Here is a 24878-nt window from a genome sequence, read left to right on the forward strand (position 1 = left end):
GGTCTTTTTTCTAAAAACCTCCTATTAAATATAAACCCATTTCTTTGGAATGGAGATGGGGTGAATTTCCTTTTTATAGCATTTGGATGAATAGTCCAATTGCATCCCGATTGCTATCGTGGATGGAAGGATAAAAGGGTAGGACAAGGCTTTTAGAAATGATCCCTATGGTTCCGATAGCTATCGGAATTTGCCTTGGGCCAGGTGTAGGGTAGGTAAATTTCACCCAATCGTAGCATCAGACGTTATATTACACTCAGATGGGGCATGGAAATCGATTTTAAGCTATCAATACATGGCTTTTATAAATCTTCAGCGTAGCCTTGGGTGTTGATATATACAAAGAATAATACGACAATTAATATTTTATCAATCATAGAAATTTATTTAAAATAGGTACCGAATGCATTATTTTTATCAAATGAGGCGATAATTGCCTCCTCTTCGATCGTTCTTTTGATGACGGGATTATTCATCCAAAACTTAGGCTTGTACTTCGCGTTTTCAAAATTGGATACATCCTCTAATTCCAAACCTGCGGAGCGAAGACCTTTTGGTTCTTTATCCAATAGTTGATACACCAGAAACTTGGATGAAACTCGTGATGGTAGCACTTTTCCGTTATAAATTAAATCATACGAGTAATCCACTTGTATAGCATCTATATTCCCAGAAATCTCAGAAAAATTAAATTGAAAAAAATGTTTCGGATTTTTAAGTTCTATATCTTTCCTCGAGTCAGCGGTAAATTCATCTGTGCCTAAGGCATGATTTATTTCGGCAGTATATTGCAGGAGTTTATTCTGAGTCACATTAAAAACGAACTTCCCAAAAGAAAAAATGGGATTAACTAATTTGGAACTTGGCTGAAATTCTATCACAACGTAGCGATTAGAATCTAAGGTATATTGCTTGTCTAAATAAAAATCATAGTCTTTAAAAAAGTGTTCACCAAAAGGTTTTGCAATCCGGGAGTGATCATTTCCGGTTACTGCCGAATAGATACTATTTGCAACTGTTAGGTATGAAAAATTTGTGAAAGACATGAATAGATTTGTCGAATCATATCTTATTCTTGCAAAGCGTGCTTGGTCTATTTTTAATTTATCGATACCATTTGCCGAATAAGCTATATCGTAAAATGCCTCGATCCATTCTGTAGCTTTAGAATCAATAGAGGCAGTTTGCCTATAAAATGCCTTACCATATTCAATAGAGCTATTTTTCAGAACATTCAGCACACATAATGCTATATCTTGAACCGGCACGTCTGTTACCGATATTTCATCAAGGACTATTTCTCTTGGATCAAGATGTATGGTCATAATAGGTTCTACAGAGATCGGCCTTTTGATCGTATAATAGGCTAAATGACTAATTATAAGGGTGTCTTGACCAATTGATAAGCCAGAGATCTCAAAATCACCGTTTTCATTACTGATTGTTGCCTTCTTACTCTGACTTGCCAAAATATAGGCAAACGAAATAGGCTCCCCAGAATTCATATCTATCAACGAACCAGAGATACTCTGACCATACAATGATGAGGTGAAGATTGAAAGAACAAGAAACATGAAAGTTTTGGTTTTTCTTAAATCAAATTTCAAATGCATACTTAAGGTTTTAAGAGAAAAGGAATTTAACTTACTGTCTTTTGTAAATGTAATTGTATATGTTGGATGGAAGGATAAAAGGGTAGGACAAGGCTTTTAGAAATGATCCCTTTGGTTCCGATAGCTATCGGAATTAGCCTTGGGCCAGATGCAGGGTAGGCAAATCCCACCCAGCCGTAGCATCAGATGCTATACTACACTCAGATGGGGGGTGTCTTTGCAATGACCGCTTACGTCCCAGGCTTTGTGCAGTTTGGGTGGAATTACTTCCGAAGCTGTACGGAATCCACCTAGTCCAGACCAAACGTTATTCTACAATTAGCGGGGTATATTTAATACAAATTCCATCATCAATCTTGAGATATTACAATTTCATGCGGCTCAGGATAGCTGAGTAGTTTTTCAAAATTCACTTTCCAAAAATCCAATTCGAATAAATCACCTCTATCATCAAAAGTCAACGCAATAATTACAGGAATTTTATCCGAGTCAACGTAATTTACTTTTAATATGTCGCCACAATAAATTCTCTCTCTGTTATTTGTGAATTTAATAGTGCCCATTCCTCCATCATCTAATTCATAAACTACCTCAGGAATTGAGGAAATTCTATCCTTGAAATTAGCAACTTCCAGCATAAAGGTGATCAAAACCTTTTCCTCTTGTTTGATATATCTGCATTTTGTGGTTGTCATAAAGTTCGACTGACATTTAAATAAGTCCCTGCTGTTTTTTTATGGATCTCTTTTCGGTCCCTTTAAAATTAAGGAATTTAGTTGTATTTGGTTTCAGACTATCATCATATTTCTGTATACCACATTGATGGGATTGAAATAAAAGCTGGAAATTGAATTGGAAAGTTGTTGGCAAAATTCCTGTGCACTAAGAGAGAAATCCAATTGTAAATTGGTAATGATAAAAGGGTGGAATTACAAATTCACCCAGTCCAAAATCAATCGCTAATCTACACCTAGTGGGGACTTTTGATTAAAAGCAGGGGTGGAATTACAAATAACATCCGGTCATAGGCGGTTAATTCTAATTATTCTCATCGTCTACCCGAATTATTTCTATTTGGTTGTTTTTGGAAACTGTATATAAAACTGAATATTGATAGCCTGTATCGGGTTGGGCAATAGTCGCACGAAAAACTGGTTTATTTTCAAATACATATTCAAATTCGTTTTTCCAGATTGAGGCAATTTTTATAAAGTCATCGGATAAACTGTCTTTGAGGTCGTATTTTGTAAGGCGAGAAGGAAATTCATAACCATCCCGCTGAATTACAAAATCAGCAACATAATTGTGGGCGACAGCAATCTCAATTAAGTTCTTGTTTTCACTTCTTTTATCTGAGAATGTTTCATTAAACACCAAGCTGTCATTCAAACAATAAAATTTCATGTAGTAATGAGTGTCAGATATTAAAGTGTCAAAATCCACCACAGAGTGATCCGTTTGATAATAATAAAATATAGTATCTCGATTTTCATTGCGATTTTCATGCTCGATCAATTCCTTACCTTCGTTAAGGATTAAATTCAAGTCGTTTTTTTCATCTTTAGAATTACAAGAGAAAAGGACAAGAATCGCAAGTAGGCTAACCAAAATCTTCATAGGTCTTAAAATTTAAATTCCAGCAATAGATTCTAAGAAACATAGTTCAATTGGGATTGAATTTGGGAATTCCAATTGCATCCCTATTGCTATCGTGGATGGAAGGATAAAAGGGTGGAATTACAAATCCCACCCAGTCGCAGCATTTGGCGCTTGACTACGCCCAAGATGGGGATTTAAATGAAATGGATGTTATCCGGTTTGATTGTATTTTTTTTCAATTTGTTTTCTTAAAAATCTCACCCAAAAATTCCAGGTCGTTGTTTTTTTATTTTCAGAAAAATTATTTTCAAGCTTATCAAATGCGTCTTCAATTAAGGCATTGTGTAGAGAACGAATTCCTAAAATCCAACTTAGAGTTCCTTCACCTACAGTATTCATATCAATAGTATGCTTGATTTCAGTTTTTTTATCGGTCAGGTCTCTTAACTCAAATTTATGAATTCCATTAAATCCATTGGGTTTTAAAAATCGAAACTGAATTACTTCACTTGGATGATACGTTTCCACCAAATATCTTATTGGGCCGTGTCCTCCTTTCGCTCCAATTTTTAGTCCTTCCCTAAATTTCATAGCTGGCCATTTTTCTGTTGGCCAAATCCTATCCTCTTCCGTTGATAAAGTTTTTATCATCTCGACCACCTTATATTTCGGTTGGTGAATTATTCGCTTATGGATATTAAGTACTTTCAATTTATTTCAAGCTCCTTTTACTATTCTTTCACCTTTGTCAAACAGGTGGATGCTGCAAGTTCCAGTCTGTTGCTTTTTCATAGGCATGACCAATCCGGCACAACATTGCTTCTTCCAAAAAACCGCCAGAAAGCTGCATCGTGTAGGGAAGCCCCTTATCGGAGAATCCACAGGGAACGACCAATGCCGGGGTTCCCGCATAGTTATGAGGAAACGCAAAGAAAGCCGGATGCTTCGTAGAGGAAGCCTTGAGGATTTTGGAAATCGCTTCATTCCAATGGGTAAGGGATTTGTACTGTAATCCTTCGGGAATAGCAAAGGGGCTGCCTGCCGCAGGGGAAAGCATGGCATCAACCTCGGAAAGCATGGCTCGAAAGGCTGTGCTGAAGGATTCCCGGATTTGCCGGATATCAGCAATCTCGGATGGATTTACCCGATGACCAATTTCTAGAAACTCCCGAAAATATGCTCCATATTCCTCTGACCGTGAAGGGAAATTTGCCTCATGGGCTTTGGCTGCCTCTGCAGCGCAGAGTAGGATCCAGGTCTTTACAACTTTCGTAAGATCCGGAACCTTTACCTCCACAATTTCAGCTCCCAGGCCCTCCAATACTTCTATGACGCGCTCAATTGCACTGGCTAATCCTGGATCCACACCATTCAGCGCATACTCGCGGTCAAATCCTATCCGAAGTCCTGCGACACCTTTGTCAATATCTTTAAGCATATCCGGGACCGGTTCGCTTAGGGAGGTAGCATCGTTGGGATCTTCACCGGCAATCGCCTCAAGCATGATGGCAGCATCTGCGACACATCTGGTCATGGGTCCTACATGGTCCAATGATTCTGCAAGTGGAAGCACGCCATGCCGACTGACTCGGCCATAGGAGGGTTTGAGGCCCACAATGCCGTTTGCCATTGATGGGAAACGTATGGATCCTCCAGTGTCAGTGCCCAATGATCCGAAACATAGTCCGGCAGCAGTGGCCACACCCGACCCACTGGACGATCCACCCGCCCACAAATCTTTCCCCCAGGGGTTATTCGGTATCTTAAAATCAGGGTGATATCCAACCATGGCGCCTTCTGTGAGATTTAGTTTTCCCAGCAATACGGCGCCTGCAGCTTCCAGTTTGCTCACCACTGTAGCGTCAAAGTCGGGCACGAAGTCGCTTAATACCTTCAGTCCGCCTGTGGTAGGTACTCCTTTGGTGTAGCAAAGGTCTTTTACTGCAATCGGAACCCCATGCAAGAATCCGCGGTATTTTCCTGCTTCAAGTTCTTTGTCCAGTTCCCTTGCCCTTTCCAATGCTGTATTTTTCATTACGGTGAGGAAGCTGTGCAGGCTGGCATCAACCGTTTCAATCCGGTCGAGCATGAGTTGGGTAAGGTCAAAAGATGAAATCTCATTTGATTTGATCATCTTAGAGATTTCAACAATCGTTTTGTAGTGTAAGGGTGATTCACCTTGTATGTCTATCCCTGATTGCTTGTAAGTGCATCCGATGGGAATAAATATGGCCAGGCTTCCTAAACCCATTTGACCGATAAATTTGCGTCTTGAAGTGGTTAGCATGATATCTTCTTATTTATGCATTAGCATTGTCAGTTTGTGTATGATTAGCTGCTGTGTATGCATACCCAATTTAGAAAAAAAATCGGTAGTGCCCGAGCAATTAATAACACCACACGTTTTTACTCTAATTCACCTGAAAGCCAATGTAAAGTATTAAGTACAAACTGTTTCCAATCATATCCTATAAGATTCATTCCTGCAGCTTGTTTTGGGCCATCTTCAGTATCAAAGAGCATTGCAGCAAAACCATTGGAGTCTCCAAACGCCACAACTTTTCCTTTTCCAATTGTTCCGGCTAATCCTTGGGAATTTCCTTCGTTTTTGGTTGTAAAGTCGAATGGAAGAGCTGTTATAATCATTACAATGCCAAAGCGCTTTAAATATTCAGGCGTAAATTCTAAGCTATCAACGATTGTTTGATATCCATTATTTTTGGCAAGGTCAGTGAAGGGATTGATAAAATCCCACTGAATAAAAAAGTTATGGTGAGCACCATCTAAAAGAATCTTTGGCCCTTTTCTCCCTGTCGTAGCATCAGGACTTTGACAACGTCTAGTGGGTGGATGGCGATGGCGCTAGGCGTATCCGCGACAATTGTCGGGATGAAATTACTGTCTCGTCCTGAAAATGGTTGACACTTTTGTTGTTTGAAATTAGTTATTGTTTCAATTTCTAAAGAGTTTCTATTATCTTACAATACCACGATGAAGCGGAGGCAAGCTCTGCTGAGGAGCAACTTGCCAAGGAATAGTCGTTTGGTCCGATAGCGTTGCTATTTTCAGACCGGGCCTTAATAGGTTCGGTCTTCTTTTTCCAATTGTATTTTTTACCAATAACGCGTTCGGTATCATGCCTTTTAAAACCTTTGTCATGTACTTGGTTTGGAGTAAGATTTCCCAACCCTTCGTGCGGTCTCATATCATTATAGATTTTGATAATCTGACTGATGTATTTTTTCGGGTAGGCATTTGTTTCTCCTGCAATATCCACCAACCACTCTTCTTTTAGAATTCCGTTAACCCTTTCCGCTATGGCATTTTCTTGTGGGGAGGCAGGCTTTGTCATACTTATCCACACATTTTTCTTTTTCAAAAGGTCTGTATAATCATAACTACAGTACTGTACCCCCCGGTCTGAATGATGGACCAGAGAATGATCAACTATGTTCTTTTGAAACAAAAAAGCCATATTCAGAGCATAAAGTGCTGATTCAGCTTTCAGGTCCTGAGAAAGATTCCATCCCACTATTTTCTGGGAATACGCATCCGTGATAAGGTACAGATACATGACTTCTCCGTTTAGTTCGACATAGGTAATATCGGAAACCCATAACTGGTTAGGCCTGGAGACAACCATGTTTTCTACAAGGTTTTGGTATTTCCTGAGCCAATGATGGCTTTGGGTTGTGAAAAACTTCCTTTTTCTTTTGCTTACCAATAACCCGTTCATGCGAAGCAGATCAAACAGTTTATCTCTGCCTATTTTGATTTTAAGTCTGATTAAATCCCTCTCAATCAGGGGGTACATCTTCCTCAATCCCCATCTGGATGTTTTAGCCTTCTTTCTTATCCTTAAAACAAGACTTAAAACCAACTCTTCCTCAAATGCTTCGCGGCAAATATAATTTAAAGCTTTATAGTAGCCTTGCCTGCTTTTGCCAAACAATCCACAAAGTTGAGCCAGACTTACCTCCGATTCTTCTTCTCTGAGTCTTTGAACTGTTTGGCACCAGACTTTTTTTCAAGATCCAGACCATATTCTTCTTTGGCAATATCGACCATGATCTGATATGCCCTCCCCTTCAATCGGCTGAGTTTAAGCTCTTCTTCAAGTTGCCTGATACGGCCTTTTAACTCACCGGTGGAATCTTGTTTCTCTGACATGTCTCTTAAAATAGGAAGAGGATCTTTCGGAACTCTTCTTTCAAGACCGGCAAAAATCCTCATCCATTCCAAGATAGCGGATTTGCTTTTTATTCCATAAACATTCCTTGCCTGTTCTTTGGTTAAAGTACCTGACAATACTTCCATGACTATTTTTCTCCTTGAATCTTCAGAGAATTTTTCTGATTCACGCATTTTGTCCGTGTATAGGTTTACAATTTTGAATTAAATTGTGTCAACCTATTTCAGTACATGACCGCATTTTTTTATAGACTCCTATTCCGACCCGGAACGGGTCACATATTTATAGAAAATCATTGAATCAAATGTTGGCCGATCGGGAACCGGTCGAATGATTTTCGTTACGAATATTTTTATTCGACCCCTTCAGGATCGGAGGGTCTGATAGTTTGTTTTTTCAATTATAAATATTTCATCCCTTTGGGATGGGAGAGACGTTTGTTTATACCGTTGAGGCATTTTTTTAAGACTCCTATTCCGACCCGGAACGGGTCACATATTTATAGAAAATCATTGAATCGAATGTCGCCCGACCGGGAACCGGTCGAATGATTTTCTACGAATATTTTTTATTCGACCCCTTCAGGGTCGGTTGGTCTGATCGGTTTTTTTTTCAATTATAAATATTTCATCCCTTTGGGATGGGAGAGATGTTTGTTTATACTATTGAGGCATTTTTTTATAGACTCCTATTCCGACCCGGAACGGGTCACATATTTATAGAAAATCATTGAATCAAATGTCGCCCGACCGGGAACCGGTCGAATGGTATTCGCTACGAATATTTTTTAATTCGACCCCTTCATTGTCGGAGTTTCTGATCGGTTGGTTGTTTAATTATAAATATTTCATCCCTTTGGGATGGGAGAGATGTTTGCTTATACCATTGAGGCATTTTTTTATAGACTCCTATTCCGACCCGGAACGGGTCACATATTTATAGAAAATCATTGAATCAAATGTCGCCCGACCGGGAACCGGTCGAATGGTATTCGCTACGAATATTTTTTAATTCGACCCCTTCATTGTCGGAGTTTCTGATCGGTTGGTTGTTTAATTATAAATATTTCATCCCTTTGGGATGGGAGAGATGTTTGCTTATACCATTGAGGCATTTTTTTATAGACTCCTATTCCGACCCGGAACGGGTCACATATTTATAGAAAATCATTGAATCAAATGTCGCCCGACCGGGAACCTGTCGAATGATTTTCGATACGAATATTTTTATTCGACCCCTTCAGGGTCGGTGGGTCTGATCGGTTGGTTGTTCAATTATAAATATCTCATCCCTTTGGGATGGAAGAGACGTTTGTTTATAGCGTTTAGTTTTTTTCTTGTTGGATCCTATTTCGACCCGGAACGGGTCACATATTTATAGAAAATCATTGAATCAAATGTCGCCCGACCGGGAACCGGTCGAATGGTATTCGCTACGAATATTTTTTAATTCGACCCCTTCATTGTCGGAGTTTCTGATCGGTTGGTTGTTTAATTATAAATATTTCATTCCTTTGGGATGGGAGAGATGTTTGCTTATACCATTGAGGCATTTTTTTATGGGCTCCAATTACGACCCGGAACAGGTCACATATTTATAGAAACGATTAAACCGAACGTTGCCCGACCGGGAACCGGTCGAATGATTTTGGTACGAATTATTTCTCCATCCCTTTTGGAGAGGAGTTTCAATTATTTAAACGTTTAATATCGACTTAAAATTTTGAATTCATTTCCCTTTTAGAGAACTTATTCCTTCTGATTATTTTACTTAAAAACCTTCGCCATGCCGGGTACCTTTTCGCAATTATATATCCATGTTGTCTTTGCTGTTAGAGGGAGAAAAAGTCTGATTCTTTCAAACTGGGAGGATGAGTTATACAAATACATCTCAGGTATTATCCAGAACAAAGATCAAAAACTGTTGGCAATCAACGGAATGCCTGACCATATTCATATTTTGATTGGAATGAAGCCTAATTGTTGTCTTTCAGATTTAGTGAGAGAAGTAAAAAAATCCTCTAATAATTTCATTAAAGAAAGAAAATTTACGAGGCAGAAGTTTGAATGGCAAGATGGATATGGTGCATTTTCACACGGTCAACGGTCTTTGGATACCGTTATCCATTACATTATGAATCAAAAAGAGCATCACAAAACGCAGACGTTTCGGGATGAATATATTGCTTTTCTTAAAAAATTTCAAATTGAATATAAGGATGAATATCTCTTTGAATGGATTGTTTGATCATCTGTAGTATCATAGATTTTTCAATTTATCTACTTATTAATCGATATTATATTTTATCTACTTATAAGATGATATTTTGATTTATCGATTATTTAATAGATATTTGTTTATGCTTGCCGTCATCACAGGGGATATCATCGATTCAAGGAAGTTGGCGAACCAACAGGATTGGTTGATGCCGTTAGAAACTTTGTTTAATGGTTGGGGTTCCAAAAATGACACTTGGGAGATTTTCCGTGGTGATAGTTTTCAATTGGAAATGAACAATCCCTTGATTGCTTTATACAAAGCCATGCTGATCAAGGCCACCTTGAAATCTATCAAATCTTCAGAAAACCAGAAAAGGTATGCGCATATTGATGTACGAATGTCTATCGGTATCGGTGAAAGGGAACAGGATTCGGGCAGCATCGGTACAAGAACAGGTTCTGCGTATATCAACTCAGGGGAGGCATTTGAGCAATTGAAGGCGAAAGGCCAGAACCTTATGGTAAAAACCCCATGGATGGATTTTGACAAAGACATGAACCTGATGCTCAAACTGGCCCTGATCGTCATGGACAACTGGTCGGGCAATTCAGCTGAAATCATGAAAATTGCATTGGAAAAGCCCGGGTTAAAACAAGCCGAAATCGGAGAAATCCTTGGGATCGAACAAAACTCTGTCAGTGCAAGAATTGGAAGGGCATATCACAGTGAAATGATCGAACTTCATCTTCTATTTAAGGAAAAGTTAACTCAACTGTTGCCATGATCATATTCATAAAAATACTGCTTGCCCATCTCTTGGGGGATTTTTTGCTCCAACCCAAATCCTGGGTGATGGAAAAGGAAGCTAAAAAAGCACTTTCTCCAAAACTATACATTCACGTATTGATTCATGGCGCACTCATTCTATTACTTCTTTGGGATTTTCAATATTGGGCTTTGGCACTTATAGTGGCCTTTTCCCATTTTTTGATTGACTTGGCCAAACTTTTATTCCAAAATAAAAGCACCAAGACAGCTTGGTTTATCGCCGACCAATTGCTCCATATTCTGGTTTTGGTTGGCGTATCCTTGTTTTGGTTTAATCCTGACACATCATGGTTTTGGATTTTGGAATCCCTCGATTTTTGGGCTATAGTCACGGCAGCATGTTTTCTGAGTTTTGGAGTGGCAATAATTATGAACGTCTTGCTCGAACCATGGTCAGAAAAAGTCTTTGATAAAGCGAATGACTCGCTTCCAAATGCCGGGAAATACATCGGAATTTTGGAAAGACTTTTCGTATTTGTATTCATCCTGACAGACCATTGGGAGGGAGTCGGATTTTTGATCACCGCCAAATCCGTCTTCAGGTTTGGTGATCTCAAGGAATCCAAAGACCGAAAGCTGACTGAATATATCCTTATAGGAACATTGATGAGCTTTGGTATGGCAATTTTGACAGCCTTGGCTATCTTGTACCTGATAAAAACCTTTTGACTATGAACCGACGGCCTTTTCTTATAAAATTAACTTTGGTTACTTCAGGGGTAACGGCCATGCCGTTTATGACCTTTGGAAAAATGCATTTTCCTACAAGTAACAAGCTCAAATTTATAGTAGCCTCCGACGGACATTATGGGCAGCCCCAAACAGATTTTGAAGGATTCCACAAGCAATTGATCGATGCGGTCAACAGTGAGAAAGAGGTGGATTTCGTGGTTTTCAATGGAGATTTGATACACGATGAACCTGCTTTGATGCCCAAAGTAAAGGCAGTATATGACAAATTGAACGTTCCTTATTTCCCGGTAAAAGGAAATCATGATCGGATTTCAGAGAAAGACTGGGAAGCGATTTGGGGAATTCCCGCTGATTTTGCATTTATAACCAAAGAGAATTTCGGGATTATTTTGGCTAATAGTTCCAATCAGGCAGGGGAATACCTTTGTGTGGATACAGAATTTTTGAAATCAAAACTAGAGGAATTCAAATCTCTTTCCCACGTATTTATCTTTATCCATATTTCCCAAAATGATTGGACTAGGCATGGTGTTTCCTGCGGGGAGGTTTTGGAACTGATAGGAGCTTATCCCAATGTCAAAGCCATCTTCCATGGCCATGACCACGACGTGGACGGTATCATGCTGAATAGAAAGAAACCTTATCTTTGGTCGGGACATTTTGGGGGAAGTTGGGGTTCACCATTTCCGGGTTATAGGGTATGTGAGGTCGGGGCAGACGGAAAAGTGGCCACTTATCTCAAAGCGATAGCAGACGGGATGATTCTGAGCCGACATACACTTTAATTTATTTCCCAAAAATCCAAAATAGAGAACCTTTGACTGTCCTCATTTCAATATTTTATTGACTTGTTTCAATTATTACCAAAATCTAAGGTGTATTTTTTCATTTTTCAAACCAATAATTTCCCTCCCTTAACAGTTACACCGACATTGGAAAAAGAAATGTTTAACTTCCATGGGTGTTGGGATACTTTTGTGTCAATTCGCTTTTATTCCCCTCAAAATTCCATGAAGAAAGCCATCCTGATGGTCTTTATTTGCTTCGGTGTTGTATCTGTTTCTTTTTCCCAAAAAATCAATGATGCATATCGATTGAATATCCGCAAAACTGTTGATCCTATAGTGATTGATGGGAAATTGGATGAACAATCATGGACAGATGCGGAAGTGGCAACGGATTTTTTTATGATTACACCTATGGACACAAGCTTTGCTGAAGTCCGGACGGATGTCAGGATGGCCTATGACGACAAGCATCTCTACTTGATTGTGGTGAATTACCATGCGCTCGAGGGCCCCTACATGGTAGAATCTCTCAGACGGGATTTCAGCTTTGGTAAAAATGACAACTTTCTTCTTTTCATGGATCCTTTTGATGATCAGATCAACGGGTTTTCATTCGGTGCCAATGCCGCCGGGGCACAATGGGACGGCATCATGTACGATGGCGGTAAGGTTGACCTGAGTTGGGACAATAAGTGGGAGTCAAAAGTTACAAATTATGATGACAGATGGGTTTTTGAAGCTTCTATTCCTTTCAAATCCATCCGTTATAAATCAGGAATCAAGGAATGGGGTATCAATTTCAGCCGTCTTGATCTCAAGACCACCGAAAAATCAGGTTGGGCCCCCGTGCCCCGTCAGTTTCCTTCAGCTTCCTTGGCCTACACGGGCATCCTTGTTTGGGACAATCCACCGCCTGCAGCCGGCCCAAATATTTCTGTGATTCCCTATGGGTTGGGAGGTCATTCTCAAAACAGAAAGGAAGGGGAGGAGCCAATATTTAGAAACTCCTTTGGAATGGATGCCAAGATCGGACTTGGTTCGGCACTCAACCTCGATTTGACTGTCAATCCTGATTTTTCCCAAGTGGAGGTGGATAAGCAAGTGACCAATCTGGATAGATTTGAACTCTTTTTCCCGGAAAGGAGGCAGTTTTTTCTTGAAAATGGAGACCTTTTTGCCAACTTTGGGTATGAGACTATACGACCATTTTTTTCCAGGAGAATAGGCCTGAAAGCTCCTATTCAAGCAGGCGCAAGACTCAGTGGTAAATTAAACAAGGATTGGAGGATCGGGGCAATGACCATGCAGACAGGGCAGGTGGAAGAGGAAAACCTTGATGCTCAGAATTTTTCCGTCCTTACTTTACAAAGAAGAGTGCTTGCACGGTCCAACCTGAGCGCCATCGCTGTCACTAGGCAGGCGGGCATGTTTACCCCTCCATTATCCGAGGATTCGGTTTCCGCTGCCCAATTTGACAGGAATGTCGGACTAGAATTCAATTATGCCTCTTCCAACAACCTTTGGACAGGAAAAGCCTTTGTTTTGAAATCATTCAATCCTTTAAAACCGGGGCAAGGTTTGGTTTATGCCGCTAACTTGCGCTATACCAGCGGGAACCTTTATTGGAATGTGCAACATGAATATGTTTCAGAAAATTATACCGCTGAGGTGGGTTACGTTCCAAGAACAGGCTTCTACAAAATAAATCCATTGGTCGGATACCTGTTTTTTCCGGAAAGTAAAAAAATCCTCAGCCATGGTCCTGAATTCAGTACCAAATCATTTTTTGACACCAAAATGAACCAAACCGACAATGAAACCTATGTTTCATATAAAGTGAGATTCAGGACACAAAGCGTCTTTACCACATGGGTTGCGCATGATTATATCAAGCTTCTGAATCCTTTCGATCCTACCAATTTCTCGGGAGATACCTTGGCTGCGGGATCGGAGCACCGATGGTTTGCTTGGGGAACGGAATTTACTTCCAAGCCCCAAAGTATATTTACCTATGCCTTAGCCACAAGGGTAGGAGGGTACTATGCTGAGGGCAACAGGTACAATATCAGTGGAGAATTGGGATACAGGTTTCAGCCTTATTTCAGCATGACCATGAATGCCAATTACAACGAAATCCATCTCACAGAACCATGGGGAATCACTTCTTTTTGGCTCGTGGGTCCGAGATTTGACTTGACACTCACCAACAAGTTTTTCATAACTGCATTTGTCCAGTATAATGAACAAGTTGATAACATTAACCTAAACACGCGCATTCAGTGGAGATTTAAACCCGCTTCGGATATTTTTCTAGTGTTCACAGACAATTATCTTCCTGCTCCTTTTTTTGCAAAAAACAGGTCTGTGGCTCTTAAATTCACTTATTGGTGGAATATTTAACCCAGAGTTTTCCCGATATGGCATTGTGTGCTGCAGAAGATTTTATCGGATAGGGATATTTTTCCAATGTGTTCAGTTCTTTGTGCGAGGAATCTCCAATCGTTTTCTCCCGATTAATTATTTGGGTATGGGCAATAAAGGGGAAACGCAAATATTTAATTATGTTTGTACTGCCCAACTATCAAAGTACTATTCTCATGTTACAAAAGGTCTTTAAATCGGTAATTCTTTCCTGGCTTTTTTTGTTGGTTTATTTTCTTTTTGGAAGTGTATCAGACTATGAAAATGATTACCAGATTATCCTTCCAATAATTATGGTTCCCCTCGCAGGTGGGCTTTCGGGTTTTGTTTCTCACCTTATTGACCGATCTCAATCCAATAGCAACGCCAATCCTTATTTTTTGAATGCAATCAAAATAACCGTTTTTGTGGTTTTGGTAGGAATTGCTTTTGTGTTAGGATTGAATGGTCACCATTGAAACCGAACATATCGTAGAATAGGACCTTTGATTGAATTTTCTACATGTTCTCCATTTTCCCTTTGTAAAAAGGAGCTTTATTTTCAAAAACAGGTTTAGAGATTATTGAGGTAAAGTGACATACGCTTGTTATATTTAAATGCAAAACCTGACTTCACTTTGGCAAAATTCGAAAGATTTAAACTTTTTCTTAGAAACACCCGCAGAATATTAACTCCAGAGCGCTTCGCCTTGGCCTCAGTCTGGGTGCAGTTGATTGCTATTTTCCTTACAAGTGCGGCGATCATCATTGCCTTTTCTCCATTTGTTGGAGATTTGCCGTTGACATACAAGATTTTTGCTGATCCTTCTTATTACGCTGATGCAAAAGGGACAGTGCCTATCGTAGCAGGACTTTTCCTTGTTTTATTGGGCTTGGTCTTGTTTTCTTTTATCATTTCGGTATTGTCAGCTGCCTTGATCAAATTAATTGATAATATCAAAAGCGGATCCTTGCCATACAAGGGCTCAGGACATACTGTATTCATAAATTACAACATCAAATTACCTTTGATCCTTGACCAATTTAACCTCAGGGCCAAGGATAAGGGAATTATTGAAAATGTGGTTCTTCTTTTTTCTGATAATCATATTGTCTCTGCATTTAGGATTCAACTCGATAGGGAGCGATGGGGGAATTTGGATATTTTTATAAGACAGGGAAATCCATTGGCATTCCAGACTTATGAAAGGCTTTCGATTTCAAATGCTCTTGGAATAGTAATTTTAATGCCTGATAAAGGAGAAGATGATTTTTCAGCTGATAATTTTAATCTCAAAATCCTTACAACCCTTACCAACAATCCTTCATTTTTCAAACACTTGTCTGACAGGCATGGCTCCAAGCATCCTGTAAAATGTTCTATTGAACTGTCAAACAATCAAGATAGCAGAAACATTGCACTGGAACTGACTTCACATGGAGCAGGATCTCTTTTTGCCGTCATCACTCCGGGAGATGTAATCGGTAGTATCCTGGCAAGGGCCAAAGTGGATGTTGTCTATTATAAAGCATTCTTTGAAATTCTTTCATTTGATGGATCAACAATACATTTTATTGATCCAAAGAGGTTTTTGGATAAGGGTGATTTAGGAGGGTTGTTGTTTGAACAGTTGTTATTCAGTTTCGAGGGAGGAACTTTGCTAGGTTATTCTGGAGTCAACAATGAAGGAGGTTTTGAAATGAGTCTCTGCCCCTTTGGGAAATCCGCCAAATCTACGGATTGGCTTCTTTTTCTCACCAAAAACATCAAAGAATTGAATTACAGGCCGATTAACTATACCCCGGTTTTGGTAAAAAACGATGCAATTATTCCCCCCAAAGAAGCCGCAAGTAAAAAGATATGTGTGATTGGCAATGCCTGGCCATTGGGAAATATTGATGATTTTATGGATGTATCAAGTTTGGCCTCCCTGGATGAGTCTCATTTTGTTTTCGAGGAGCCTTCAGAATATTTCATGCCCGCATTTCTGCAAGGTCTCCACGAAGTCGATTATGACAATATTATCATCAATCTTGACGATGAGCAAGGTTTTAGATTGACAATGCTTTTGGTTTCCAAAAATCGAAATAACAAAAACTTTATGACTAAAATTGTCACCATCCTCGGAGATCCTGTAACCGAACAGCTCCTAAATACCAATGTACTCAAAAGCAATACAGTACTCTCCCATAAACTTTCAGCAAGATATATTGCCCAAATATCCTTTCAAAAAAACCTGGACAGGCTGTTTACAGAACTTGCCTTTGCAGAAGGTGCTGAATTCAACCTTTTGGAAGTCGGTAAACACATACCTGAGTATTTATTGGGTGATTTGAATGAATTGAAAACACTGTTGGCAGCCCACAAAATGATCTATGTCGGTACTGTCGATAAAGAGAAAAACGTTTATTTAGAAGCTACAACTTTTTTAGGCACCCAACAGATTTTAGTCTTGAGTTTTGGAGAAATTATTTGTAAAAATCCTCTTTAAAAACCTTAGCCAAAAATTTATAAAACCCGCCTGGAGCTTTGATGGTTTGTATGAGATTTTCATTATCTATAAATTTGCGTTTATGGATAAAGAGAATGAATTTAACAGTCCCGAAAAACAAATCAATAATCCCCTACATGGCGTACGCCTTGCTGATATTTTGGATTATTTGGTAAAGAAACACGGTTGGGAATACCTCGGTGACAGGTTTAGTTTTAGATGCTTTACCCATGACCCCTCTGTCAATTCAAGTTTGAAATTTTTGAGAAAGACAGATTGGGCAAGAAAAAAGGTGGAAGACTTTTATGTCAAATCCATCGAAAGAGAGAGACGAGGCTGATTTTTTTTCTTGAAAATACTATCGTTTATTTCAGTTGACCTGTGGTGAATTATTCCTTTTTGATCCACTGATTTCTCCCCTTTTTATCAAGGTGAAGATTTATTTTAGCCTTTTTGAAAAAAAAATATTTTTTTTTCAGTCTTCCTAAATGGGTAAAAAGTAAAGCTGAAAAAGTAAAATGCAAATTCCTTGAATCGATTTACAATAATTAAATGATGTAATGGGTGCTGCATTAATTACTTCATTTTCAGGTATTTTTCACCGAAATTATGCCAAGTTAAAGAGTTTGTATTTAGATTTTTTTGTCCCATATTAGATCCGAAATAGAGACTTGATCACCCAATGAACAATGGTTTCTTTTCAGTTTTGTAATCGAAATCTTGTCTAAACACCACCTAAAACGTTATGAAAAATAAAACAAAATTTATTAAAGCGAATTTGTATGCGCTTTTTGCAGTCCTATCTATTCTGACATTCTATGACATGGTAGGAATTGAAATTGGGAACTCGGTTTCTGCAATAGTTCCAAATGCAGTTTTGTTGTTAGCCCCACAACTTGGCTTTGTTTGGTATTATTGGAGGTCATATAGCGTGAAAAGCAAGAAATTATCAGTTTAATAGAGTTTCTTGAAATTTAAAAAAGTAAAAAACGTAGATTGTAGTAATAGTATAGGTTTTTGGTTTTTTGGTAATGACCCTTCAGGGTTTATTTATTTTTGATTTAAAGGTTAAATGGTAGCATTCTGGTCTGGGGATTTTTGAAGTTTTAAGCTTCAGAAATCCCCGGTTTTTTTATTCAGATATATTCCTTTAGCAGCAGGGCCAAGGTTCCACTTTTAATTCTAAAAAGCTGAAAGTTTCGGCTTAAGTCCATTAATTCTTAGAAAGTAATTTTTGATACCATAATTTGAAAAAACTAAAACGGTTAGGATTTGTGCAGTATATATTAGGTGCAGATCCTTATCAGTTTCCAAAAATGAATAAGGCAGGTCTATGAGGCCTGCCTTATTTAATAAATAGCTCTAACAAATTTTTGTTAGGTTATCGTCTATGACTAGTAACCAACAACAATTCTCAACTAATCTGATGAATTCCCTGATGTTAGATACCTTTGTGTAATTATTTGTAAATAATATGCATGATTTTTGTTCCAATAAGTAGCGTTTTTTTCTTGTTTGATATAGAATTTTCATGTCGATTCACTCCTGATTTTCAAAATCTAGCCTCACTTTTCGTAGGACAAGGGAATCAGTATTGGGCTGAGATCAGGATCTGTCATTTCCCTGTCAAATGGGAACATCGGCCTATTGATCCGCTTAAATTCCATCCTTTCCAAATCCTGGTCCACACCTCCCGGAGTAAGTGCCATGATCCAATTTCCCCTCATCTCATAAAGTTCGGGAACCAAATAGCCAATTTTCACCACCACCACATCGGTTTGCCTTGGGTCCAAACCAAGCCTGGTAAAGTCAGATTCCAAATGATAGGGTTTTCGTTTTTTGGTCACTATCACAGAGACACTTCCGACTTTGACGACCACTTCAGATACGGCATGCTGATCACCATGGACAATGGAAGTCACTTTGCCGGAAAGAAAAACCGGTGGGGAAAAACGGGCATCCACCTTGGCACCGGCATATCCTTCTACCTTGCCACCAACTCCGGCAGCTACTGCTTTGTCAATAAACTCCGGCCCGGGAATGGAGGCATAGATGAGAGAAGGTCCATCCTCGGATTTGAATTCAGGCCGCATCAAGATTTCATTCAAGGTCCAAGTGACATCACCGGCACCTCCTGCTGTGGGATTATCTCCCATATCGCTGATGATGTAGGGTCGCTTATCGCTGCTTACCGCTTTATCAAGGCTTTCTTCCAAAGTAGCTGTCGGGGCAATGAAATCAAACTCATGCCTGACATCCCAAAAGCTCTTGGCAAGATCGCCTGCTGTTTGCTTTACCAATTCCCCATCATCACCGGTCACCATGATGTAAGCTTGATTCCTCGGTTCATCCGCCCAAGCATAGCCAATCCAAATTCCGGCATCTGTGACGCCTTCCTGATCTGCCGCAGGGGCTACTTTAGCATAAAGACTCTTGGCAGGGTCAATCCTCGTACTCGTTTTTTCACCCGGCAACAAAATCGGTACGGCCACCCAAGCCTTGTAGGTAGGTTTTCCCAATCCTTTTTCTAAGCGCTCCAGAAGATTGTCTACCGTCCTTTTTTTGGATTCCATGGCATCCTCATGTGGTGCCAATCGGTAGCAGGTAATCAGATCTGTATGCTTTGCCAACCTTGGTGAGACGCTTCCATGAAGGTCCATAGAAGTGGAAATCACTGTTTCGGTTCCGATTACTTCCCTGATCCTCATGATCAGATCCCCTTCAGGATCGTCCAATCCGACTACGCTCATGGCGCCGTGGATATCGAAAAAAAGTCCGTCATAAGGAGCATTTTTCCGCAAGGAATCCAACATCTCAGTGATCAATGATTCATATGTTTCGCGTGTGACCGCTCCTCCCGGTAAAGCCCTCGCATAAAGTGCCGGTAGCCAAACAGCACGTTTGCGGTTGGCGGAATCAGGGGAGAAAAACGGGTACAAATTGAAAATCTCCTCGCCACGACTGACTTTGAAAGCGTCGATTTCACTGACAGCCGGTGAAAATGTACTTGACTCAATGGCGATTCCGGCAATGCCGATCCGCGGCAAATCATCAAGAGTGGATTTTTGGCTGCATCCAATCACGAGGACAAAGAGGAATATGAAAATTGGGAGACTTGACTTTATTTTGTTCATGGTGGAAAAGGAAGGTTTGGGTTGTATAGGACTACTATAATACTAAAAAATATCGTAAGTGAAGGAACCGCTGCTACAAATTTGGGATCATGAAAAATTCAATAGGATCAAACACCTTTTTATTTAGTAGAGTTTGTAATTCAAATTGCCGAGGATTATCTTTCGATTAGGGGGATTGGTTAGAAAGCCAATTGCAAATGGGAATAATAAAGGAGAGGAATTGCTTCCAACTTCTGTACGGAACACATCCATTCGTAATATCAGGTGTTTAATTATTTCCACAAAGGGTATCTCAGAAATGGAAATAGATTTGTTAATTAAAGATGAAAAAGTTTCAAGAAAATTTAAATACTGCAGTATTGACAACTATACATGTGCTTGAAAACCAATCTCCAATCACTCATGTTCATCACTATGATGAAGATGGTGTATGGCAATTTTCAGGTTTAGAAGAGATTGATAATAACCAAGCTTTTAGAATTGTTTCGTTGGAAGAGATGATAAAACTAGATGATTCAATTTTAGAGGTTTCTGATTTACCATTAGGTTATGAAGCCTACCGTGAAAAAATTGGATCATTTTGGAAAATTATTAAAATGTCATAATAATCAGATAGTTTACATTATCTCAATGAAAAGCAAGGGCAAAGTTTGGCATTTGAACAGGAAACCTCCTCATTTCTGGGCTTTTGGTGGAAGGCGACCCATGAATAGAAATTGCAATGGGTTTCTATTCAGAAATCTTATGCTTCAGAAATGGACTAGAACACCCTTTGGGAATTCTATCTGACAGCGGTGTAGAGAAAACCCTGGGAATCAGGTTTTTTTTGACCCTTTTATTCACTCTTTATTGAAAGGCCCAACCCACAAATACCCCATAATTTGGTTTAAAATTCTTTTCGGGACCGTATTGGTCCAAATTGGCTCCCAAACCAAAATTGAGCGCATTCATTTTCAATCCTGCCCTAAGCTGGAGAAAACTCCTTGCATGGAGGTCGTCCCGCGTGCTGTGGATATACAGGAACTGAACCCTAGTGTATAAACTTGTTTTGGGACTTAAGGAAGGCTTGTATTCATAGATTCCAAAAAGTTCCACGTTCTTTTTTGAATGAAGGAATGCCGAAGCAACCGTCACCGCCACCCATTCTTTATTGGCAAAGGAATGCTGTGCGCCCAATAGAGGAGCAAAACCGACAGCATTATTGATTGAAGTTCCTCCGACTAGTCCAAATCCTTTGTAAATATTATAGTTGATCAATATGGGCATTGCTAAGTCCAGATCCTCTTTGTTATTGTCATAGCTGGCTGACAATGAGGACACACTCAAAAAACCAAATTTACTCTCAGCTGAAAACTTTCTCTTGACCACCATTTGAAAAAACATCCTGTTGTTTCCAACCATAAATTCCACAGGGGTGGGAACTTTGGGTGGAAATTCCTGGGACATTGCAGAATGGGACATTCCTGCCCAAAGGAGAGCAATGAAAACACAGGATAAGTGGTAGCCGGGTCTATTTTTCAAACTTCGCATAATTTTCAATTAATTTTTATGCAAAGCTCCGCAAACAGAAACAGGAAAAAGTTGCTCTATGTCAACGTTTTGACTTTTAGAGATTGGCTTTCAGTCGGCTCAAAGTATATTGGGTAATTCCCAGGTAGCTTGCGATTACTTTATTGGAAAGCCTATTGAAAATACGCGGCTGCTGTTTCAGCAGCCATTTCAAGCGTCCCAAGCTATCGCTTCCCTGCAAGTCATAAATTCTTTTTTGGGTCGTGATATAGGCCGATTCAAGGATATTTCGGTAGATTTTGTTGACAGCCGGTTCATTTTCTACCAAGTAGAAAAAGTCATCTTTGGTTATCGTAAGCACAACGGACTTTTCCAGGCTTTGGATGTATTCGATAGAGGGATCTCCGGTGATCAAACTTGTAAAGGAAGTGCCGAATTTTCCTTCAAAGGCAATGTACCTTGTATTTTCCAGTCCTTCATTGTTTACCGAAAATAAGCGCAGGCATCCCGAGAGGACAAAATAATTGAACCTGCAAACCTCCCCCTCGCGGAGTAAAAATTCATTTTTTTTGACTGTTTTCTCCTTAAAGTAAGGAGACAAAGCTTCGAGTTTTTCTTCGTCGATTTGGGTGAGGTCCTGAAAATAAGATTTTAAAATGGGATGCATATTCTAAATTAATGGATTTAGTTTGAAATAAATATGTTGATCGGAGTTTTGCTAAAAAAAATATTGGGCAAAAAGGATTAGAAAGAAGTTCAAATTGAATTGATCACTCAACCTTCCCCAAAGTCTCAAACGCAAAAAAAAGCCCGGCATCAGCCAAGCTTTTAGGTGCAGAGGAGGAGGGATTCGAACCCCCGGTACCTCACGGTACAACGGTTTTCAAGACCGCCGCGATCGACCACTCTGCCACTCCTCTATTTGTTTGTAAAACGAATTTGTCGTTTACGGATTGCAAATGTATGCCTTAACTTTGAATTTGCAAACCCCACCATTCCAAAAAGCCTTTGTTAAATGCTAATCTCCTGATTTTCTGATTTATTATTTTCAGGTTTAAGGCACTTCTTTCTTTTATACAACCATTAACCCAATAACCATTATCCATTAACTCAATCTTAATTCCTCATCTCCTCAATACCTCAATGATTTTCTCCAAATCCTCGCTGATGGTAATGATCCCGATCACCGGTTCATCTCTTCGGCCCGATTCGGTAATGAGGAGCGCTTCTGCAGGGTGTGGATTGCCAAGGCTTTCAACAAAATATTCACGCGCTGTCACAAAATCCGTATCCTTCTTGATGATTCTGTAATTTTTGAGTTTGAGGGTTTTTGTGATGATGTCTTTGACATATGAATCTTTGAATAGCTTCAGCGGTTCTGAAGTTTTGGTCAATTCAGCCATCCACCTTGCAATGGCTTCAAAATTGATCAAACCTAAAATAAACCCGTCCTGAATGATAGGTGCCTGACAAAAATCTTTTTCTACCAAGGTCTGAAGCACAGTTACCAGACTGTCTTCAGGGGAAACAGAATAGACTGTTGTCAAAAAATGTTGGGATACCAAAGGGGGATTCATGAGGATGCCTGATATTTTTTCGATTTCGGCGACTACATCTTCCCTCGGATCCGCTACAGGCTTTCCCTGCTTTCTTTCGGAATGAATAATGGCATTGCGGAGATTTCCAAACAATCTCAGCTGATCTCTATATTGCCTGATGATGAGGTTGGTCTCACTCATGTCATCGATCAAGTTGAAATAACTCACAAAGTTCCTCGCCTCTAAATTTCTCCTTAGAAAATTCTCGATAGCATTGAAAGCTTCCAGAAACCTGTCTGCATTACTCATTTCCATAAAAATCTTATTTTGATATTACAATCACAATTCTCTTAATCAGGACATCATTACTTCCCAAAAACAATTTTCACTTAATCACCTTCCACCTCTTACCTTTCACTTTTAACAATTCAAGTTCTCCACTTTCCACTACACCAAACATCCGTCATCCGTCATCGGTCTTTACTTCCAACTTCCATACTTCCCACAACTTACCTTTCACCTCTTACCTCTTACTTTTCACCAATAACCAACAACTCAATAACCACTAACCAAAAACCCAATAACCATTAACCAATAACCCAATAACCACTAACCATCATCCATTGACCAATTCAAAAGTCTGCTTTCCTATCTCCAATTCCTCATTGGTGGGGACCACCAGAATTTTGACTTTGGATCCTGAAATATTGATTTCCCGGATGTCTGAACTTCTCTTGGTATTTTTTTCCTGATCCAGATAGATTCCAAAAAACTCCATATCCTGACAGACTGCTGCGCGCATTTCTGCATCATTTTCTCCAATCCCTGCCGTAAAGACAATGGCATCCAAGCCATTCAGCGCAGCGGAAAAGGTGCCAATGTATTTTTGGATCCGGTAAGCATAAAGTTCATAGGCAAGCTTGGCGTCCTCGTTTCCATCCAATATGGCTTGTTTTACATCCCGCATGTCGCTGTATCCGCAAAGTCCCAACAACCCGCTTTTTTTATTCAGGATGTCATTGACTTCTTTGGAAGTATATCCTCGCTCATGGATCAGGTGGAAAATAATGGAAGGATCGATATCCCCGCAGCGTGTTCCCATCACAAGCCCGCCCATCGGACCAAGACCCATGGAATGGTCTATGGATTTGCCGTCCTTGATAGCAGTCATGCTGCTGCCGTTGCCGAGGTGGATGGTGATGATTTTTGGTTCGGAAATATTCAGGTATTCATTGGTTTTGCGGGATACATACTGATGGCTGCTGCCATGGAATCCATAGGCACGGATACCTAATTTGGTGTACATTTCCTTTGGAATGGCAAAGCGATAAGCCCTGGGAGGCATGGTTTGGTGGAAAGCGGTATCAAACACAGCTACTTGTTTGGCTAGGGGAAATACCCTTTCGGCAACCGTGATTCCAAGGAGATTTGGTGGATTGTGTAAAGGTGCCAAGGCAAATAATTCTTCAATAATTTTTTTGACTTCACCGGTAATCAAAGTGGTAGCGGCAAACTGCTCGCCGCCATGGACTACGCGGTGACCGATAGCCTTGACTTCCGACATGTCAGACAAAACCCCTTTTTCGGGGTCTATCAAGAGGGACGTCACTGCCAAAAGGCCTGCCTCATGGTCTTTGATTTCCTGTTGGAGTTTGAAAACTTCTTCTGAGCCATGGATATATAATTTGTGGGTCAAAGTGGCATTTTCCAGCCCGATCCTATCTACCAAGCCACTACACATCGGAGATTCATTAGGCATGTCAAAAAGTTGATACTTTAACGAACTGCTGCCTGAGTTCAGAACAAGAATTTTCATTTTCAATATTTATTAACCTAAATCCAATAGCCAATTAACCAATAACCAAATACTTG

General features: G+C 39.8%; 23 protein-coding genes and 1 tRNA gene. 10 read left to right on the forward strand and 14 right to left on the reverse strand.

The genetic code is table 11. The features are described from left to right. Positions 1–383 precede the first annotated feature (383 nt). From MMU07_RS01705 to MMU07_RS01740, 8 genes are all read right to left on the reverse strand, one after another. Positions 384–1613 (reverse strand): carboxypeptidase-like regulatory domain-containing protein, encoded by a 1230-nt coding sequence (locus MMU07_RS01705; RefSeq protein ID WP_241124101.1) that lies wholly within the window; start codon positions 1611–1613, stop codon positions 384–386. A 350-nt stretch (positions 1614–1963) separates the two neighbouring features. Beyond that, on the reverse strand, positions 1964–2308 hold the full coding sequence (locus MMU07_RS01710; RefSeq protein ID WP_241124102.1) for a DUF6984 family protein: 345 nt from the start codon (positions 2306–2308) through the stop codon (positions 1964–1966). A 343-nt stretch (positions 2309–2651) separates the two neighbouring features. Beyond that, on the reverse strand, positions 2652–3230 hold the full coding sequence (locus tag MMU07_RS01715; protein WP_241124103.1) for a hypothetical protein: 579 nt from the start codon (positions 3228–3230) through the stop codon (positions 2652–2654). Between the two features lie 192 nt (positions 3231–3422). Beyond that, positions 3423–3863 (reverse strand): hypothetical protein, encoded by a 441-nt coding sequence (locus MMU07_RS01720; RefSeq protein WP_241124104.1) that lies wholly within the window; start codon positions 3861–3863, stop codon positions 3423–3425. A gap of 97 nt (positions 3864–3960) precedes the next feature. Next, entirely contained in the window at positions 3961–5499 is a 1539-nt protein-coding gene (locus MMU07_RS01725) for an amidase (protein ID WP_241124105.1), read from the reverse strand. A gap of 119 nt (positions 5500–5618) precedes the next feature. Then, positions 5619–5858, reverse strand: coding sequence for a hypothetical protein (locus MMU07_RS01730; protein WP_241124106.1), 240 nt, complete (start codon positions 5856–5858; stop codon positions 5619–5621). Positions 5859–6171: 313 nt separating this feature from the next. Beyond that, positions 6172–7164, reverse strand: coding sequence for an IS3 family transposase (locus tag MMU07_RS01735; protein ID WP_241124107.1), 993 nt, complete (start codon positions 7162–7164; stop codon positions 6172–6174). Between the two features lie 20 nt (positions 7165–7184). Beyond that, positions 7185–7577, reverse strand: a complete 393-nt coding sequence (locus MMU07_RS01740; protein ID WP_241124108.1) for a hypothetical protein — start codon at positions 7575–7577, stop codon at positions 7185–7187. Between the two features lie 1612 nt (positions 7578–9189). Between MMU07_RS01740 and tnpA the strand changes: the two genes are divergently transcribed. The 9 genes from tnpA (at position 9190) to MMU07_RS01785 (ending at position 17783) form a co-directional block, all read left to right on the forward strand. Further along, positions 9190–9651 (forward strand): IS200/IS605 family transposase, encoded by a 462-nt coding sequence (gene tnpA, locus MMU07_RS01745; RefSeq protein ID WP_241124109.1) that lies wholly within the window; start codon positions 9190–9192, stop codon positions 9649–9651. Positions 9652–9763: 112 nt separating this feature from the next. After that, positions 9764–10408 (forward strand): hypothetical protein, encoded by a 645-nt coding sequence (locus MMU07_RS01750; protein WP_241124110.1) that lies wholly within the window; start codon positions 9764–9766, stop codon positions 10406–10408. Further along, positions 10405–11121 (forward strand): DUF3307 domain-containing protein, encoded by a 717-nt coding sequence (locus tag MMU07_RS01755; protein WP_241124111.1) that lies wholly within the window; start codon positions 10405–10407, stop codon positions 11119–11121. Before MMU07_RS01750 ends, MMU07_RS01755 begins: the two co-directional genes overlap by 4 nt. 2 nt (positions 11122–11123) lie before the next feature. After that, on the forward strand, positions 11124–11930 hold the full coding sequence (locus tag MMU07_RS01760) for a metallophosphoesterase family protein (protein WP_241124112.1): 807 nt from the start codon (positions 11124–11126) through the stop codon (positions 11928–11930). A 225-nt stretch (positions 11931–12155) separates the two neighbouring features. Beyond that, positions 12156–14333: a DUF5916 domain-containing protein gene (locus tag MMU07_RS01765; RefSeq protein ID WP_241124113.1), complete on the forward strand. Its 2178-nt coding sequence runs from the start codon at positions 12156–12158 to the stop codon at positions 14331–14333. A 197-nt stretch (positions 14334–14530) separates the two neighbouring features. Then, positions 14531–14812: a hypothetical protein gene (locus MMU07_RS01770; protein ID WP_241124114.1), complete on the forward strand. Its 282-nt coding sequence runs from the start codon at positions 14531–14533 to the stop codon at positions 14810–14812. A gap of 159 nt (positions 14813–14971) precedes the next feature. Next, on the forward strand, positions 14972–16825 hold the full coding sequence (locus tag MMU07_RS01775; RefSeq protein WP_241124115.1) for a hypothetical protein: 1854 nt from the start codon (positions 14972–14974) through the stop codon (positions 16823–16825). Positions 16826–16907: 82 nt separating this feature from the next. Beyond that, positions 16908–17165 carry a VF530 family protein gene (locus MMU07_RS01780; RefSeq protein ID WP_241124116.1) on the forward strand — a complete coding sequence of 86 codons (258 nt, stop codon included), beginning with the start codon at positions 16908–16910 and terminating at the stop codon, positions 17163–17165. A 405-nt stretch (positions 17166–17570) separates the two neighbouring features. Beyond that, the gene (locus MMU07_RS01785) at positions 17571–17783 is read left to right on the forward strand and encodes a hypothetical protein (protein WP_241124117.1); all 213 of its coding nucleotides are present in this window, start codon (positions 17571–17573) and stop codon (positions 17781–17783) included. A gap of 607 nt (positions 17784–18390) precedes the next feature. Here MMU07_RS01785 and MMU07_RS01790 read toward each other — a convergent pair. Continuing rightward, on the reverse strand, positions 18391–19959 hold the full coding sequence (locus tag MMU07_RS01790; RefSeq protein ID WP_241124118.1) for a M81 family metallopeptidase: 1569 nt from the start codon (positions 19957–19959) through the stop codon (positions 18391–18393). A 323-nt stretch (positions 19960–20282) separates the two neighbouring features. On the opposite strand from MMU07_RS01790, the gene MMU07_RS01795 reads away from it, so the two are divergent. Continuing rightward, positions 20283–20564, forward strand: coding sequence for a hypothetical protein (locus MMU07_RS01795; protein ID WP_241124119.1), 282 nt, complete (start codon positions 20283–20285; stop codon positions 20562–20564). A gap of 241 nt (positions 20565–20805) precedes the next feature. Here MMU07_RS01795 and MMU07_RS01800 read toward each other — a convergent pair whose 3' ends face one another. From MMU07_RS01800 to MMU07_RS01820, 5 genes are all read right to left on the reverse strand, one after another. Then, a complete protein-coding gene (locus MMU07_RS01800; RefSeq protein ID WP_418884496.1) occupies positions 20806–21480 on the reverse strand; it encodes a hypothetical protein in 675 nt (224 codons plus the stop codon). Between the two features lie 85 nt (positions 21481–21565). Further along, positions 21566–22135, reverse strand: coding sequence for a Crp/Fnr family transcriptional regulator (locus MMU07_RS01805; protein WP_241124121.1), 570 nt, complete (start codon positions 22133–22135; stop codon positions 21566–21568). Between the two features lie 168 nt (positions 22136–22303). After that, a tRNA-Ser gene (locus tag MMU07_RS01810) sits at positions 22304–22388 on the reverse strand. Between the two features lie 204 nt (positions 22389–22592). After that, the gene (locus tag MMU07_RS01815) at positions 22593–23321 is read right to left on the reverse strand and encodes a CBS domain-containing protein (RefSeq protein WP_241124122.1); all 729 of its coding nucleotides are present in this window, start codon (positions 23319–23321) and stop codon (positions 22593–22595) included. Positions 23322–23622: 301 nt separating this feature from the next. Continuing rightward, positions 23623–24822: an acetate/propionate family kinase gene (locus MMU07_RS01820; RefSeq protein WP_241124123.1), complete on the reverse strand. Its 1200-nt coding sequence runs from the start codon at positions 24820–24822 to the stop codon at positions 23623–23625. Positions 24823–24878: the final 56 nt, after the last annotated feature.

Origin of the sequence: Cognataquiflexum nitidum, from assembly GCF_022538055.1 — a bacterium.
Taxonomy (GTDB): domain Bacteria; phylum Bacteroidota; class Bacteroidia; order Cytophagales; family Cyclobacteriaceae; genus Cognataquiflexum; species Cognataquiflexum nitidum.

What these genes read in the sequence shown, in the direction of transcription:
- MMU07_RS01705 (WP_241124101.1), bottom strand. Translation starts at nt 1,613, where the DNA reads ATGCATTTGAAATTTGATTTAAGAAAAACCAAAACTTTCATGTTTCTT.
- MMU07_RS01710 (WP_241124102.1), bottom strand. Translation starts at nt 2,308, where the DNA reads ATGACAACCACAAAATGCAGATATATCAAACAAGAGGAAAAGGTTTTG.
- MMU07_RS01715 (WP_241124103.1), bottom strand. Translation starts at nt 3,230, where the DNA reads ATGAAGATTTTGGTTAGCCTACTTGCGATTCTTGTCCTTTTCTCTTGT.
- MMU07_RS01720 (WP_241124104.1), bottom strand. Translation starts at nt 3,863, where the DNA reads ATGATAAAAACTTTATCAACGGAAGAGGATAGGATTTGGCCAACAGAA.
- MMU07_RS01725 (WP_241124105.1), bottom strand. Translation starts at nt 5,499, where the DNA reads ATGCTAACCACTTCAAGACGCAAATTTATCGGTCAAATGGGTTTAGGA.
- MMU07_RS01730 (WP_241124106.1), bottom strand. Translation starts at nt 5,858, where the DNA reads ATGATTATAACAGCTCTTCCATTCGACTTTACAACCAAAAACGAAGGA.
- MMU07_RS01740 (WP_241124108.1), bottom strand. Translation starts at nt 7,577, where the DNA reads ATGCGTGAATCAGAAAAATTCTCTGAAGATTCAAGGAGAAAAATAGTC.
- tnpA (WP_241124109.1), top strand. Translation starts at nt 9,190, where the DNA reads ATGCCGGGTACCTTTTCGCAATTATATATCCATGTTGTCTTTGCTGTT.
- MMU07_RS01750 (WP_241124110.1), top strand. Translation starts at nt 9,764, where the DNA reads ATGCTTGCCGTCATCACAGGGGATATCATCGATTCAAGGAAGTTGGCG.
- MMU07_RS01755 (WP_241124111.1), top strand. Translation starts at nt 10,405, where the DNA reads ATGATCATATTCATAAAAATACTGCTTGCCCATCTCTTGGGGGATTTT.
- MMU07_RS01760 (WP_241124112.1), top strand. Translation starts at nt 11,124, where the DNA reads ATGAACCGACGGCCTTTTCTTATAAAATTAACTTTGGTTACTTCAGGG.
- MMU07_RS01765 (WP_241124113.1), top strand. Translation starts at nt 12,156, where the DNA reads ATGAAGAAAGCCATCCTGATGGTCTTTATTTGCTTCGGTGTTGTATCT.
- MMU07_RS01770 (WP_241124114.1), top strand. Translation starts at nt 14,531, where the DNA reads ATGTTACAAAAGGTCTTTAAATCGGTAATTCTTTCCTGGCTTTTTTTG.
- MMU07_RS01780 (WP_241124116.1), top strand. Translation starts at nt 16,908, where the DNA reads ATGGATAAAGAGAATGAATTTAACAGTCCCGAAAAACAAATCAATAAT.
- MMU07_RS01785 (WP_241124117.1), top strand. Translation starts at nt 17,571, where the DNA reads ATGAAAAATAAAACAAAATTTATTAAAGCGAATTTGTATGCGCTTTTT.
- MMU07_RS01790 (WP_241124118.1), bottom strand. Translation starts at nt 19,959, where the DNA reads ATGAACAAAATAAAGTCAAGTCTCCCAATTTTCATATTCCTCTTTGTC.
- MMU07_RS01795 (WP_241124119.1), top strand. Translation starts at nt 20,283, where the DNA reads ATGAAAAAGTTTCAAGAAAATTTAAATACTGCAGTATTGACAACTATA.
- MMU07_RS01805 (WP_241124121.1), bottom strand. Translation starts at nt 22,135, where the DNA reads ATGCATCCCATTTTAAAATCTTATTTTCAGGACCTCACCCAAATCGAC.
- MMU07_RS01815 (WP_241124122.1), bottom strand. Translation starts at nt 23,321, where the DNA reads ATGGAAATGAGTAATGCAGACAGGTTTCTGGAAGCTTTCAATGCTATC.
- MMU07_RS01820 (WP_241124123.1), bottom strand. Translation starts at nt 24,822, where the DNA reads ATGAAAATTCTTGTTCTGAACTCAGGCAGCAGTTCGTTAAAGTATCAA.